This window comes from Pseudoxanthomonas mexicana (assembly GCF_010093385.1).
Lineage (GTDB): Bacteria > Pseudomonadota > Gammaproteobacteria > Xanthomonadales > Xanthomonadaceae > Pseudoxanthomonas_A > Pseudoxanthomonas_A mexicana.
Map to the genome: position 1 here is coordinate 55,496 of NZ_PDWV01000016.1, position 15,020 is coordinate 70,515.

Genomic DNA, 15,020 nt, shown 5'->3' on the forward strand with positions numbered 1-15,020 from the left:
CAGGCCCGCAGACGATCTACCTCCTGAGCCACGGCAAGTTCGCCCTGGCGGGTCCACCGCTTGTGCCGGTTTCACACGGGCTGTCAGTCGGGCTCAACCCTTGGCTCAGACCCGGAAGCCGTTGATTTTAACTATTATTTTCAGCCACTTAGTTGCAGCGAACCCTAACTCACAATGCAAGGGGCGGAGATTCGGCGGAAACGCGGACGAACCTCATTCCCCGCTACACCAAAGCTGAGCTAGAGGGGCGGGGGGGGGGCGGGGACCACGAGGCCTAGGGCCTAGACTTCCCTTAGCTTGCTTGACACTCCTTTGCAGGCGCAATGGAATGCAGCAAAGTCGGCGGCTTCAACAACCTTTGAGACGTCCTTAGCAGCGTCTAGTCCACTCTTGGAAGAATGATCATGCATCCAGATCAGCAGCCGTACGCTAAGTTCACAGGCAAGGCTCGTCTAGATAGATCAATCAACTCACTTCTTGGCATCATTGAGGGAATTGCCATTGATGGGCGCATCAACGAGCTTGAGGTCAGCTACCTCAACATATGGCTTGAAGAGCACGAAGAGCTGAGAGATCTACATCCGTTCAACGAATTTGGGCCGCTAGTATCGGCAGCCTTAAGCGACGGGGTACTCGATCCTGAAGAACGAGAAGACATTGTGTGGCTTTGCGAGAGGCTGCGGTCGCAAGAGTTCTACGATCAAACAACGTCCGATCTCCAGCGACTTCACGCAATACTTGGCGGCATAGTCGCGGACACTAAGATTACCGAAGAAGAGCTCAGGGGACTGTCTGAGTGGATGGAGCAGCATCCTCATTTGAGATCCTGCTGGCCATTCGATGAGATAGGTAGCTTGATAACCGGCGTGCTTGCGGACAAGAGGATAGATCCCCATGAGCACGACCTACTCAGCTCCTTCTTCGCTGAGTTCACCGCGCTTCTAGACTCTAAAACAATAGTGAAGGCACCCGTTACTGAGCCAGAGTCAGGCCAAGTCGTTGGACTATGCGCAGTCGATCCCGAGATTTTGTTTGAGAATCGCGGATTCTGCTTTACCGGAGCATCTAATCGATTCACGCGCTCACAGCTTGAACATATCGTCTCTCGCCTTGGAGGGACAAGCCATGCGAGTCCCTCAAAGAAAGTCCACTACGTGGTTATCGGAGCCGAGGGGAACCAATGCTGGGCTTACTCGTGCTATGGGCGCAAAGTGGAGAAAGCGATCAAGCTGCGCAAGGAGGGCGTACGAGTCGTAATTGTGCACGAACTGGATTTCCATGACGCTGTTGCAAACTACTGAGAGGTCGAACCAACGGGCGATGATTACGAAGTTCGAGTAACTACTGCGCGACAGTTCCCTCGCAGCGAAGTAACTCTAGGCTGTAGCGTTCGTAGTCGCCGATGATGCTTTCGCACGCCCGACACAAAAGATAGGGCATAGGCGCGGCGATCCTCAGAAAGATCAGGCAAATGTACTGCCGCCGATGTCACGTCTGCACACCTTAAACTACGTAGCCGGATTGCGCTCACCCCATTGGACCGCCAATGCTGACCAGCTTCACTCGCCGACACAAGCTCGACTACGAACCATGCAAACTGCGGTACAAATTCGTACCCGCCGCATTCCGCTACGACCTACTCAAGACCGTTCTGGAACGGATCCACGACAGCGAGGACGGGCACCTACGCGAATACGGCGTCTATCGCCACCTGTCGGTGATGGTCAACAAGGACTACGAGCGGTTGGTCGGCGAGGACACCATCAACGAGTTTTACAGCAGCGACCTGCTTGTGGACCTAGTGCTGACCGCGCAGTGGCATGAAGTGCTGAGCATGGTCGAGGCGCTCATCGCCATTCGGCGGCTGAAGCGAAGGGAGGCGAACGACCTGTTCGACTACCACCACATCGGCTACGAAGCCACGGATCACGGTGCCGGAACCGTGCAGGTCGAGGTCAAGTACGACGCATTGGTGGAAGAAGTCGATCGGGCGGAGGAGGCCGCGTCCCAACACCCGGCGATCGCCGCGCTGCTGCGCGATGCGCGGCAGGCCCTGGTCGCGCCGAAGGAAGTGTCCGCCGAAAACTCGATCACGAACTCGATGAAGGCCATCGAGGGCTACCTGAAGGCCTGGCTTGCCGAGAAAGGCGTCAAAGCCTCGACCTTAGGCGAAGCCGTGAAGGAGATCCGGAGCAGAAAGCTCGTCGATACGACGATCGCCAACGCCTTAGAACAGTTTTACATCTACCGGAACAAGCAGCCGAACATCGGCCATGGTAGCGTTGCCCCCTCCGATGCTGGCCACAGCGAAGCGCTGCTGGTGCTGGACATGGCATCGAGCTTCATCAACTACTTCCATCGGCTGGATGGCAACAGCCCTCCTTGATTGACCGCCGCGGCCCTACTTGGGCAATCGGAGCGCTGGCTGGCCGCAGCAAAGATGCGCAATGCGTCAGCTATCGCGGCCTCCGACAGAGATGTCCCGACCTCTTACCCCGTGCCCTCGCGGGTGAAGGTAGCTACTGGCAATAGATGTGGGGCGAATCACCAGCGCTTCAGCGGAGATTTGGGATAACTCGCTCCCTCACCAGGTCCATTTTCAAGCACCGCTTTCATGGCGGTAACGCCGTCGGTAACTTAGAAGATCCACTCCACTGAATTTTATGAGATTCAATATCTTATTTGAGTTGTTTGGGAGCACCCATAGCGCGTTGCACACAGCACATCACTGAGCATCGCACGAAGCCTTACGCCACCTTCTTGCGAATTGACGCAACCTTCTTCTCAGAATTCCGCAAGCTATCCAGATAGTCGGCCCAACCCTGCATCATCTTTCTGCGTTCCGGCAGATGCGCAGTGCGGTTATACGCGCGCCCCAGAGGATCGCGCACGGCATGCGCCAGTTGGTGCTCGATGTAATCCGGACGAAACCCCAGGACTTCATCCAACACGGTGCGCGCCATCGCGCGAAAGCCGTGACCTACAATGGTTTCGCCATCAAACCCCAGATTGCGAAGGGCAGCATTGACCGTGTTCTCGCTCATGGGGCGGTCGGAGCTACGTACGCCCGGAAACACGTAAGCGCTACGCTTCGTCAATGGCCAGAGCTCCTCCAGCACGGCAGCAGCTTGTGTGGACAAGGGCACGATATGCGCCGTCTTAGTCTTGCTGGTTATGTAGCGCCACTCGCGGGCATCCAAGTCGATATCTGCCCACTTGGCCTGTCGCAGTTCGCCAGGCCGCACGAAAAGCATAGGAGCGAGCCTGAGGGCTGCGCAGGTCACAGGTGAGCCCTGGTAGGCCCACAGCGCGCGCAAAAGCTCGCCGATTCGATCAGGCTCGGTAAGGCTGGCAAAGTGCTTTGTCTGTGGCTGCTCAAGTGCACCCGCAAGATCGTCAGCGGGATTTCGTTGGGCCCTGCCAGTAGCGATCGCATAGCGAAAAACTCGTCCTGCATGAGACCGCGCACGGTGGGCGGTCTCCACGATGCCCCTCTGTTCGAGCTTCCGCAGGGCTGCCAGGAGAATGGGGGCGCTGACGTCAGCAATGGGCATATCGCAAATTGACGCCAGATCCTTCTCGATCAGGCGCCGCTCTCGCTTCACAGATCCTGGACTGAGACCTTCCTTCGCGCGCTTGGCCAACAACTCCAGCCCGATAGATCCGAATGTACTGTTCGCCCGCTCAGCCTGCACGGCCCGTTCGGCTCGAGCCACATGAGCCGGATTGGCGCCCCCCTTAAGCAAGGCGCGCAGCTTGTCGCGTTCAGCGCGCGCCTGCATGAGCGACAGCGCAGGGTACTCGCCCATCGTCACGATGCTTGGCTTACCCGCGTAGCGGTAGCGGTAGCGCCAAACCTTTGCGCCCGTGGGGCGAACCTCAATACATAGGCCATTGGAATCGGCCACCCTGTGGGAGGCTTCCTTGGACTTCAGCGCGCGCAGCTTGGTATCCGTAAGCATGTGAGTCAGCCATTGGTGAGTCAGAGCAATAGCCTGTCGCTCTATGACTCACAGCCTGACTCACTTCCATTCTGGATGCAACCGGACACTGGTGGACGAGGACGGATGCCTTTCGCCAGTATTCTCTCTGATTTCCAGCGACTACCGGACGAACCCGGATGTTCTCGGACTGCTTTTTGGTGGGCCCACCAGGACTCGAACCTGGAACCAAAGGATTATGAGTCCTCTGCTCTAACCATTGAGCTATAGGCCCGTTGCGCCGGAATTGTACCGGATGAGGCCAGGTCGATTGCGGGGCGGTTGGGCACCGTGCAGCTGCAGGGCGCGCGCAAAGGACAATGGCACCGAAGTCTCTTCTGGGGCGCGCTCCTGAGTGCGTCCCGTCGCTGCATGCGGTTCTCCGACCGTGGCGAGCCGCGCGATGTAGAGCGCGTGATCCGATGACCCTGACAAGGCGCCGCCGCACGCAGGACGCGTCGATGCACAAAAAAAACGCGGCCCCGAAGGGCCGCGCCTGGATGGTGCGGAACCGCGCGTTGCGTCAGTCGATGTCGAGGAAGCTGCGCAGCTGTTCCGAACGCGACGGGTGGCGCAGCTTGCGCAGGGCCTTGGCTTCTATCTGGCGGATGCGCTCGCGGGTGACGTCGAACTGCTTGCCGACCTCTTCCAGCGTGTGGTCGGTATTCATGTCGATGCCGAAGCGCATGCGCAGCACCTTGGCTTCCCGCGGAGTCAGGCCGGCCAGGACGTCGCGGACGGTTTCTTGCAGGTTGATGTTGGTGGTGTTCTCGATCGGGGACTCCACGTTGGTGTCCTCGATGAAGTCGCCCAGGTGGGAATCCTCGTCGTCGCCGATCGGGGTTTCCATGGAGATCGGTTCCTTCGCGATCTTCATCACCTTGCGGATCTTGTCCTCGGGCATGTCCATTTCCTTGGCCAGCTCTTCCGGTGTGGCCTCGCGGCCGTACTGCTGGAGCATCTGGCGGGAAATGCGGTTGAGCTTGTTGATCGTCTCGATCATGTGCACCGGGATGCGGATGGTGCGCGCCTGGTCGGCGATCGAGCGGGTGATCGCCTGGCGGATCCACCAGGTGGCGTAAGTCGAGAACTTGTAGCCGCGACGGTATTCGAACTTGTCCACGGCCTTCATCAGGCCGATGTTGCCTTCCTGGATAAGGTCCAGGAACTGCAGGCCGCGGTTGGTGTACTTCTTGGCGATGGAAATCACCAGTCGCAGGTTGGCCTCGACCATTTCCTTCTTGGCCTTGCGCGCCTTGGCTTCGCCGTAGGCCATCGCACGGCTGATGTCCTTGATGTCGGCCAGGGTCAGGTGCATCGCCTGCTCGACGGCGATGGTGGCTTCCTGCTCGGCGACGATCTGGTCCTTGACGTCGCGCAGGCCCGAGGACCACTTCTGCTTGCGCTTCAGCACCTCGTCCACCCAGCCCAGGTTGGTCTGGTTGCCTTCCCACGCGCGCAGGAATTCCTTGCGCGGCATCTTGGCGACGTTGGCGCACAGGTGCAGCACGCGGCGCTCGTGGTCCTTGATCTGCGCCATCACCTCGCGCAGCTTGCGCACCAGGGTGTCGGTCAGCGGCAGCGGCAGCTTCAGGGTGACGAAGGTCTCGGCCAGCTCGGCACGCCGCTTGGTGACGGCCTTGTTGTCCGGACCGTTCTTGGCGTGGGACTTCTTGAACTTGGCGTAGCCGTCGGCCAGCACCTGCATGCGGCGCGCGACCTCTTCCGGATCCGGCCCCGTCGGCGCCGCTTCCTCGGCGGCATCGTCGCCGCTTTCCTCGTCGTCATCGGCGTCTTCGGCCGCATCGGCGACTTCTTCGGCGGCCGGCACTTCTTCGACCGGCTCCTCGACGTCGTTGAAACCGACCACCACCTCGGCCAGGCGCTTCTTGCCCGCCTTGTGCAGTTCGTACTCTTCCAGCAGCAGCTCGATGGACCACGGGAAGTTGCCCAGCGAAGCCTGCACCTGGGACAGGCCTTCCTCGATGCGCTTGGCGATGGCGATCTCGCCCTCGCGGGTCAGCAGTTCGACCGTACCCATCTCGCGCATGTACATGCGCACCGGGTCGGTGGTGCGGCCACCTTCGGTGTCCAGCGAGGTCAGGGCGGCGGCGGCTTCTTCGGCCGCGGTCTCGTCGACTTCGCGGTTGCCGGTGTTGCCGTCGGCGAGCAGCAGGGTTTCGGCATCGGGCGCGACTTCATGGACATCGATGCCCATGCCGTTGATCATGCCGATGATGTCCTCGATCTGCTCCGGGTCGACCAGGTCGTCCGGGAGGTGATCGTTGACTTCGGCGTAAGTCAGATAGCCCTGCTCCAGGCCCTTGCTGATCAAGAGCTTGATGTCGGACTGCTGGGCAGGACGTTCGTTGGCCATGGAGGTTGCGCCACCGGGGAGTAAGGAAGGGAGAACCCCGTATTATACCAGCGCGGACCGGGTTGGGTTCCTGAATCCCGGCCGCCGACAAGGGAAGAACGTCACGGCCGCAGCAGGAAGGTCACCGGCCCGTCGTTGACGAGGCTGATCACCATATGGGCCCCGAAGCGGCCGGTTTCCACCCGCCCTGCATGCTTTTGCTGGCAGATGTCGACCAGTCGGTTGAATCCCTGTTCAGCTTCCGCGGGCGGGGCGGCGGTGGTGAAGCTGGGTCGCATGCCGGAGCGCGTATCCGCGGCCAGGGTGAACTGGCTGACCAGCAGCAGCCCGCCCCCGGTATCGGCAAGGGAGCGGTTCATCCTGCCGGCTTCGTCGGCGAACACCCGGTACCCCAGCAGGCGCTCGGCCATGCGGGCGATCTGGGCCTCCCCGTCGCCCGGTTCCACGCCCACCAGCGCCAGCAGGCCCGCTTCGATGGTCCCGACGACCTCGCCCTCCACGGTGACGGTGGCCGAGGTGACGCGCTGGATCAGGGACAGCATGGCGAGGCTCCGCGGGACGGAGCGACAGCATAGCCGCAGCCCCTGTCCGCCCCGGCGCGCCGGGGGTTACCGGCCGGTTGGCTACACTGGCCGCATGAAACCGGCCACCCTCGCCTCCCTGGCTTACCACGCCGCCGCCCTGGTCGGCCGTCTTCCCTGGTCCTGGCTGCGCGCGCTCGGCGATGCGATGGCCTGGGCTTGGCGCCGGTCCGACGCGCGCGAGAGCCGGGTGGCACGACGCAACCTGGAGATCGCCTTTCCGGACCTGCTGCCCGGCCAGCGCGAGGACCTCCATCAGGCCATCCTGCGCACCACGGCCCGCCAGGCGCTGGAGACGCTGCGCTTCTGGACCCGGCCGCCCGCCGAGAACCTGCGCCTGCTGCGTGAGCGGCATGGCGAAGCGCTGTACGACGCGGCCCTGGCCAGCGGCAAGGGCGTGATCGTGGCCGCGCCGCATTTCGGCAACTGGGAACTGCTCAACCAGTGGCTGGCCTCGCGCGGGCCCATCGCGATCGTCTACCGCCCGCCGGAGTCTCCGGTGGGCGACGCCTTCCTGCTGCGGGTGCGTGGCGCGGACAACATCCGCCAGGTGCGGGCCGAGGGCCCTGCCGTGCGCCAGCTGTGGAAGGTCCTGAAGGATGGCGGCGCGGTGGGCATCCTGCCCGACCAGCAGCCCAAGGCCGGCGATGGCGAGTTCGCTCCCTTCTTCGGTACGCAGGCACTGACGATGACGCTGGTCTCGCGCCTGGCCGAACGCACCGGCGCGACGGTGCTGTTCGCCTGGTGCGAGCGGATCGGCCCCGGTCCCGACTTCGCGCTGCATGTGGAACCGGCCCCGCCCGGCATCGCCGATCCGGATCCGGTCGCCGCGGTGACCGTACTCAACCAGGCCGTCGAGCGCATCGCGCGCCGCGACCCCGCGCAGTACCAGTGGACCTACAAACGCTATACCCTGCGGCCGGAGGGCAGCGGCGAGGACAATCCCTACCGCTGAAGGGGATGGACAAGGGGGAATCGATGCGCGTGCGCAGATGGCTGACAGGATGGTTGGCGGGGTGGGTCGTGGTTCCGGCGATGGCAGCGCAGGGACCATCCGCGCTGAACGAGGTTTCGCAGGCATGGGACCGCTATGCGGAACTGAGCAGCCAGGAGAAACCCGAGAGTGTCGATCTGCTGGCGGCGTCCAGCCTGGTCCACTTCGGCTTCCTGCGCGACATGGCGCTCTATGCCTCGCCGGAACAACTGCGCCGGCTGCCCAGCGGCGACCGCATCGTGGTCTACCTGCTGCGCGCCACCCAGCCGCCCGCGGCGCTGAAGGCGATGGACGACCGTGCGGTGGCGCGACTGTGCCTGGTCGAGGGTTGGTCCGGGGTGGAATCCGCCACCGACGACCAGCCGCTCATGACGCTGTCCAATGTCACCGTGATCGACGACCTGGCGGTGGGGGAAGTGGCACCGCCGACGGAGAGCCAGTTCCAGTTCGGCCCGGTCCTGGTGCGCGAGGGCGGACAGTGGCGGTACCGCTACGAATCGATGATGCCGGACGTCTCGGCCTTCATGGACCAGGCCTTCCGGCAGTCCGGGCTGGGCGAGGTGCGCAGCATGGAACTTGCGCTGGCCGCGATGCTGGAGCGCGAGGGCCCCAGTCTGGCCCTGCTGGACCGCACGCCGCTGGACGATGCGGGCATGCGCACCCGCCTCAATGAAGCCTGGCCGGATTACACCGCGCCGCTGCGCTGGCGCCTGCGCGCAGTGCGCAGCAAGGCAGAGGCCGGCGATGCGTTCGCCCAGTTCGCCTTCGGCGCACTGCAGTACGGGGGCGGCATGCCGCAGTTGGTGCCCAAGAACGCCGCCGAGGGCCTGGCCTGGCTGGAGAAGGCCAGCGAGGGCGGCCATGGGCAGGCCGCCTGGCTCGCCTCGGTGGCCATCACGGAGGAGGGCAGGTTCTCCGACGACGCCATGCAGCGCGCCCTGCCCCACCTTACCCGCGCCGCCGCGCACGGCACCGAACCGCAGGCCCTGCTGGCCATGGCGCAGTACCACCATGACGGTCTGGCCGGCATGGCGCGCGATTGCCGGCAGGCCGAAGCGTGGGCCGCGCGCGCGGAAGAAGCGGGTGCGAAGCAGGCGCGCAACGAGCGCGTGTGGATCCTCGCCACCTGTCCGGTACCGGACCAGCGCGATACCGTCCGCGCCCTGGAGCTGTCGCAGTTCATGATCCAGCGCAGGGATGAGCTGGACTGGCACGAACTGGACACGGTGGCTGCCGCGCTGGCCGCCAATGGCGACTTCGCCAGGGCGACGCAGTTCCAGACCCTGGCCCTCGAGAAGATGGCCGCGGACGAGGACCTCTCCAAGGACAGGCGGGCCGCCGCGCGAAAGCGGATGAGCGCGCGCCTGGGCAAGTATCGCAACGACCGCGATTACGTGCTGGACTACCGCGCCATCGACGAGATGAGAGCAGGCAGGCTGTGATGCAGATCGACACCGACACCCCCATCCCGTTGGCGCCCACCGACGCCTGGCAGGCGCTGCCTGCGCGCGGCGCGTGGCTGGCCGCGCTGGGCGGCGCAGCGTTGCTGTTTCCGTTCGCCTTTCCCGCCTTCTTCATTGCCCGCGCCACCGACATGGTGTCGCCGTGGTTGGCCGTGCCGGTGGCCGCGGGTGTGGGCGCGCTGCTCGGCGCCTGGGTCGCGGTGAAGCGGCACCGGCGCACGCGCTGGCGCCTGGACGACCGGGGCTTCGCGGTTCGCCGCGGGAACTGGTGGCAGAGCGAAACCCACGTGCCGATTTCGCGCGTGCAGCACCTGGACGTGAAGCGCGGCCCGCTGGAACGCAGCGCGCGCTTGTCCACGCTGGTGGTGCACACCGCCGGCACGCGCATGGCCGCCGTGTCGCTGTCGGGACTGGACGCGGACGACGCCGAGCGCCTGCGCGAACGCCTGGCCACGCAGGTCGACCACGACGACGCGCTGTGATGGACGGACCTGCCGTGGACACCGACGCCCCGGAACGCCACCTGCACCCGTGGTCGTGGCTGTTCGTACTGTTGCAGCAGCTCAAGCAGTTCATTTTCCCGCTGATCGCGCTGCTGGTGTTCGGTGCCCGCAAGAGCGACGACGGCGATCCCTGGCTGGCGTTCGCACCCGTGATCGGCATCGCCGTGCTGGTGGTGCTGGCCATCCTGCAGTACTTCACCTACCGCTACGTGATCGGCCGCGATGGCCTGACGGTGCGCGAGGGCCTGCTGCACCGTTCGCGGCGCGAGATTCCCTTCTCCCGCATCCACAACGTGGTGGTGCACCAGTCGCTGCTGCACCGCGTGTTCGGCGTGGCAGAGGTGCGTCTGGAATCCGCAGGCGGCCAGAAGCCGGAAGCGCAGATGCGTGTGCTGGGCCTGCGCGATGCGCTGGCGCTGGAAGACCTGGTGCGCCACCAGGCGCGCGGCCCCGCGGCCATCCAGGCCGCCGCGTCCGATGAGCCGTCGCGTGCGCGCGACGCCACGCTGCTGGCGCTGTCGACGGCCGAGGTGATCCGCCTGGGCCTGATCTCCAACCGCGGCATGATCGTGGTGGCCGCGGGCTTCGGTGCGGCCTGGCAGATCCTGCCGGAGCGGATGATCGAACAGTTCTTCCGCCAGGGCGCCAAGCAGGCCTTCGGGTATGCCGAACAGCTGCACCTGGGCTGGCTGGCCGGCGCCGCGGGCGTCGCCGCGCTGGTGGTACTGGCGCTGGCCCTGGTGCGCGCACTGTCCGTGGTGCTGGCGCTGCTGCAGTTCCATGGGTTCCGTCTGAGCGAGGACGCACGCAGGTTGATGGTCGAGCGCGGCCTGCTGGCGCGCTTGCGCACCAGCGTGGCGCGCCGGCGCATCCAGGCATGGACGCTGCACGAAGGCGTACTGCACCGGTGGTTCGGCCGGCGCTCGCTGCGCATCGACACCGCGGTGGCCGAGAAGGCCGGCCAGCAGGACCAGCGCGCACTGAAGGATCTGGCGCCGATCGCCACGCCCGAGGCGTGCGACGCGCTGGTCCACCACCTGCTGCCGCAGACGGCATGGCCCCGCGCGGACTGGCGTCCGGTCGCCGCGTCCGCCCGCTGGCGCCTGCTGCTGCCGACCCTGACATGGCTGCTGCCCGCGACCGCGCTGGCCACATGGCACCTGGGGCCCTGGGCCTGGTGCGCCCTGGCCTGGCTACCGGCGTCAGCCTATGCGGTGCACCGGCAGGCCTCACGGATGGGCTGGTCGCTGGACGGACATCTGGTCGCGGTCCGCAGCGGCTGGTGGTCGCGCTACTGGCGGTTCGCCCAGATCGACAAGCTGCAGGCGCTGCGGCTGTCGCGCTCGCCGCTCGACCACGCCTGCGGCACCGCCTCGCTGTGGCTGGACACCGCCGGCGCCAGCGGCGTTGCCGCTCCGCTCGCCCTGCGCTTCGTCCCCGAGGCGGAGGCGCGCGATGCGTTCGAGCGGCTGTCGCTGGCCCTGGCACAGCGCCGGCTGCGGTGGTGACGGTCGCCAGTGGCCTCCGTTCAGGGCCGCAGGCGGGATCGGCTCAGGCAGGGCCCCAGTAGCCGATCCGCTTGCGGATCTTAAGCTTGCGCCACAGGTTCATCGGTTTCGGCTTCCGGGTGCGGGCGCCTGCGGCGATGAAAGCGTCGATGGCGTCCAGCACGCGCTCGCTGGAACGGCCATCACGATAGGGATGGATGCTGTCGGCGTAGGCGACGATGGCCTGCATCAGTTCGGGCGGCCGCGACAGTGCGCGGCGGATCGCCGGTTCGAACTGCGCAGGATCGTCGATATCGATCAACTGCGGGCCGGGACGGCGGTTCTTGAACGTCACCACCGGCTTGTGGGTCAGCAGGAACTCGTTGAGTGCCGACGAGGTGTCCGAGCACATCATGTCCACCTGCGGGAACAGCTCGAGGATGTTGTCGTCGTCGGCGAAGCGCAGGTGTTCGTTCTCCAGCGCGCGGAACTTCGCCACCGTGTCCGGGCTCATCTTGGGGTGGAAGGTCACGATCCACTTCCACTCGCCGGTGCGCGAGAGCCGCTTCACTTCCTCGTACAGCGTTTCCGCCGCGCTCCACGACGGCGAAAAGGTGGAGTGGTAGAGGATCACCGGCGGCTGGCGCACCGGCGGCACGTCGCCGGCGATCTCCTGCATGAAGGGATCAATCTTCGGCCAGCCGGTCTCCACCACGCTGAAGTGGCCCACCTTGTCGGCGATGGCCTTGAACTGCGCGGTGTCGCGCGGCCCCGTGGTGCAGTACAGGTCGAAGAATCCCCGGATGTAGATATGGCGCGGCTTGCCGGCATCGAAGCCGTGGAAGGTTTCCACCTTCACGCCGGGGAAGAAGTGCGGCACCGCATTGCTGCCGGTGATCACGGCGATGGCGTTCCAGCGGCGGACCTCCTCGGTCGTCGTCAGCAGCTTCTCGTCGGGATGCAGATCCTCGGCGCCGGGACCGTCGACGAACCAGGCAGCCTCGCCGCCGCGCGCACGGATGGCCTCCTGCACGGGCCGCAGGATCGCCAGCGCATAGCGCTCGGAGCCGTAGAGGAGGTAGTGCTTGGCCATCAGTGTTCCAGTCCGTGTTTGGCGAGCTTGGCGTGCGCGGCGCCGATCGAGGCCGGGTTGTGCCGCATCTCGTAATAGCGCATGCGCTTGTAGGCGGCGTAGCTGGCCGCCGTCTGCGCAATGATGAAACCGCGCCAGCCATCCAGGAAGGCCAGCCGCAGTACGTAGTCCTTGAGGAAACTGGACAGGTACACCAGCGGCGTGAGCCACATCCGCACCGGACGCCGCTTGTCGCACCAGTCCAGTGCCTTCAGTTCGCTGTAGCGCAGGACCTTCAGCTGTTTGTGCACCAGGCTGGGATTGTCCGCGTGGTTGAAGGGCGCGCTGAATTCGGCCGCCGCCCCGTCGAAGCGCAGCGACTCATGCACGCGCGCATCGGTCCATCGGGCCCGGTCGCGATGGTAGAGCCGCACCATCCTCTCCCCCACCATCGGCCGGTACCAGCGCATCGGCGCGCCCATCAGCCAGGTGCGCCGGCGCAGCCACGCCGCGGGCCGGCTGGAGGCCATCAGCGCGGGCAGCCCGCGCTCGAGGTCCGCCGCGAGTTCGGGCGACAGGAACTCGTCCGCATCCAGCACCAGGATCCAGTCGTGGACGGCCTGGGTGCTGGCGAAGTTGCGCTGGGGCCCGAAGCCCAGCCAGTCCTGGTGCACCACGCGCGCGCCGTGGGCCTGGGCGATGGCGACGGTGTCGTCGGTGCTGCCGCTGTCCACCACCAGCTTGTCCGCGGCGAACGGGACGCTGTCCAGGCACCGGGCGATGTTCAACCCCTCGTTGTGGGTAATGACGACGAGGGAGAGAGGCAAGAAAGACATGCCATGAGCTTAGCGGTTCTTAGGCTATCCAGCATCGCCCCGCACGCGGTCGCGCCACACCACCTGGACGCGAAAGGTCAGGCTACGGTCACGCCCAGCCGCCTCGACACACGATGGAATTGAGGGCCGTCCGGCCAGCGCCGGATCCCTTCGCAGCGAAGGCAACACGCCGCGGGACAGAAAAAAGCGAACCCGTTCTCTCCTTGGGGCCTGTTTCATCCGGATCCGGGCACGCGAATCTGACTGGGGGCTGTCTTGTCGGCTGGCGGCGGCTGGCGCCACCACGCCGTGCCCGGAGAATTGGCGCCTCCCCCAAACGACCGGAATCGGGTCACGGGCCATGCTCGTGGACCGCCTCCGTCCGCAAAACCCGGTCCACCACGGATGATCGTCCCTTCATCGATCCGGCACTCCGAGACGCGAGGCGCGGGATCCGCCCGCGATGCGTTCTCCCTCCCATCTGGCCCGACCCAGGGCCCGATGAGGGTCGCACTGATCTCGATGACACCGGTCTTTCCGGCGAAGGCCGGGCACAGCGTGCGCATCCTGCAGCTGTGCAAGGCGATCAGGGCGCTGGGTCACGAGCTGACGTTCATCCATGTCTCCTCCAAGCTGGACACCCAGAAGCCCGATACGGCGTCGCATGTCGACTTTTTCGGAGAACAGCACTACCTGCATCTGCACAATGGCCCACGCCAGGCGCGTGCCGCCTTCTGGCTGCGCGGCAAGGTGCGACGCCGCTGGCGGAAGCTCCTATGCGGCCTCGGGTACGAGCACAGCCACTACTCCCGGCTCGACGAAAACTGGCGCAACGCCTGGACCCACCAGCTCCGAGCCCTGGATCGCCGGTTCGATGCCGTCGTTGTCGAGTACGCTTTCAACTCCCGCGCGCTTGACGCGTTTCCAGCCTCGACGCGCAAACTGCTGGATACCCACGACGCGTTTGCCGACCGGCATCGCCCTTTCGTGGCGCGCGGCTTCCGCAAAGGGTATTGGGTTTCCCTCAAACCCCAGGACGAGAACCGGGGCCTGCGTCGGGCCGACGCGGCGATCGCCATCCAGGCGCAGGAAGCCGAGCATTTCCGTCAGCAGCTGACACGGGACGGAGCCGTCGAACGCAATCCGGAGATCGCCGTGGTCAGCCATTTCATCGGCCTTGACCAACCCGTGCCCGACCACAGCGTCGACCATGCCGCGCTCTATGTCGGCACCAACATGCTGTCGAACCAGATTTCGCTGGGGCAGTTCCTGGAACACGTGCTGCCGCGCGTGGTAAGTGCTATCCCGGATTTCAAGCTCAGACTGGCCGGCTCGATCTGCCACTGGGCACCCGATCTGCCCAACGTGGAAAAGCTGGGCTTCGTCGACGACCTGCGCCTCGCCTTCGCCCGCGCCCCGTTGTCGGTCAATCCGACGATCGCGGGCACGGGCATCAACATCAAACTCCTGGACGCGATGGGTGCCGGCGTGCCCACGATCTCCACGCTCACCGGAGCGCGTGGCTTGGGGGCGGAATTCCGCAACGGCCTGCGGGTGGTGCCCGATCACGACCACGACGCTTTTGCGGACCACGTGATCCGCCTGTCGAAGGATGCGGACTTGCGGCGGTCGCTTGGCCTGGCGGCCTTTGCTGACGCGCAGCGCTGGAACGAACGGCAGCTGGCCGCATTGGACCACTGCCTGCGTGGAGATGCACTGGCGAACGTCGCTCCAGGCCCACATGCGCC

General features: G+C 65.1%; 12 protein-coding genes and 1 tRNA gene. 7 read left to right on the forward strand and 6 right to left on the reverse strand.

What is annotated here, in order from left to right; translation table 11 throughout:
- Positions 1-404: 404 nt before the first annotated feature.
- Both CSC76_RS07900 and CSC76_RS07905 read left to right on the forward strand, forming a co-directional pair.
- Complete coding sequence (locus tag CSC76_RS07900) at positions 405-1,301, forward strand: BRCT domain-containing protein (RefSeq protein ID WP_162109484.1); 897 nt, start codon at positions 405-407, stop codon at positions 1,299-1,301.
- 245 nt (positions 1,302-1,546) lie between these two features.
- Complete coding sequence (locus CSC76_RS07905) at positions 1,547-2,386, forward strand: hypothetical protein (protein ID WP_162109485.1); 840 nt, start codon at positions 1,547-1,549, stop codon at positions 2,384-2,386.
- A gap of 361 nt (positions 2,387-2,747) precedes the next feature.
- Here CSC76_RS07905 and CSC76_RS07910 read toward each other — a convergent pair whose 3' ends face one another.
- From CSC76_RS07910 to dtd, 4 genes are all read right to left on the reverse strand, one after another.
- Entirely contained in the window at positions 2,748-3,962 is a 1,215-nt protein-coding gene (locus CSC76_RS07910) for a tyrosine-type recombinase/integrase (RefSeq protein ID WP_162109486.1), read from the reverse strand.
- A gap of 177 nt (positions 3,963-4,139) precedes the next feature.
- Positions 4,140-4,215, reverse strand: a tRNA-Ile gene (locus CSC76_RS07915).
- A 288-nt stretch (positions 4,216-4,503) separates the two neighbouring features.
- Positions 4,504-6,357, reverse strand: coding sequence for an RNA polymerase sigma factor RpoD (gene rpoD / locus CSC76_RS07920; protein ID WP_162109487.1), 1,854 nt, complete (start codon positions 6,355-6,357; stop codon positions 4,504-4,506).
- A gap of 101 nt (positions 6,358-6,458) precedes the next feature.
- Positions 6,459-6,899 (reverse strand): D-aminoacyl-tRNA deacylase, encoded by a 441-nt coding sequence (gene dtd / locus CSC76_RS07925; RefSeq protein WP_162109488.1) that lies wholly within the window; start codon positions 6,897-6,899, stop codon positions 6,459-6,461.
- A gap of 94 nt (positions 6,900-6,993) precedes the next feature.
- Here dtd and CSC76_RS07930 point away from each other — a divergent pair, with 94 nt between their 5' ends.
- From CSC76_RS07930 to CSC76_RS07945, 4 genes are all read left to right on the forward strand, one after another.
- Complete coding sequence (locus CSC76_RS07930) at positions 6,994-7,893, forward strand: lauroyl acyltransferase (protein WP_162109489.1); 900 nt, start codon at positions 6,994-6,996, stop codon at positions 7,891-7,893.
- Positions 7,894-7,973: 80 nt separating this feature from the next.
- Positions 7,974-9,374, forward strand: a complete 1,401-nt coding sequence (locus tag CSC76_RS07935; RefSeq protein ID WP_162109490.1) for an SEL1-like repeat protein — start codon at positions 7,974-7,976, stop codon at positions 9,372-9,374.
- On the forward strand, positions 9,374-9,877 hold the full coding sequence (locus CSC76_RS07940) for a PH domain-containing protein (protein ID WP_162109491.1): 504 nt from the start codon (positions 9,374-9,376) through the stop codon (positions 9,875-9,877). The genes CSC76_RS07935 and CSC76_RS07940 overlap by 1 nt, the downstream gene beginning before the upstream one ends.
- Positions 9,877-11,406, forward strand: a complete 1,530-nt coding sequence (locus CSC76_RS07945) for a PH domain-containing protein (RefSeq protein WP_162109492.1) — start codon at positions 9,877-9,879, stop codon at positions 11,404-11,406. The genes CSC76_RS07940 and CSC76_RS07945 overlap by 1 nt, the downstream gene beginning before the upstream one ends.
- Before the next feature lie 43 nt (positions 11,407-11,449).
- Here CSC76_RS07945 and CSC76_RS07950 read toward each other — a convergent pair whose 3' ends face one another.
- Both CSC76_RS07950 and CSC76_RS07955 read right to left on the reverse strand, forming a co-directional pair.
- Positions 11,450-12,478 (reverse strand): CDP-glycerol glycerophosphotransferase family protein, encoded by a 1,029-nt coding sequence (locus tag CSC76_RS07950; protein WP_162109493.1) that lies wholly within the window; start codon positions 12,476-12,478, stop codon positions 11,450-11,452.
- Positions 12,478-13,293 carry a glycosyltransferase family 2 protein gene (locus CSC76_RS07955; RefSeq protein ID WP_162109494.1) on the reverse strand — a complete coding sequence of 272 codons (816 nt, stop codon included), beginning with the start codon at positions 13,291-13,293 and terminating at the stop codon, positions 12,478-12,480. Before CSC76_RS07955 ends, CSC76_RS07950 begins: the two co-directional genes overlap by 1 nt.
- A gap of 480 nt (positions 13,294-13,773) precedes the next feature.
- Here CSC76_RS07955 and CSC76_RS07960 point away from each other — a divergent pair.
- Positions 13,774-15,020 (forward strand): glycosyltransferase (locus CSC76_RS07960; RefSeq protein ID WP_162109495.1); only part of this gene is annotated, 1,247 nt, incomplete at its 3' end.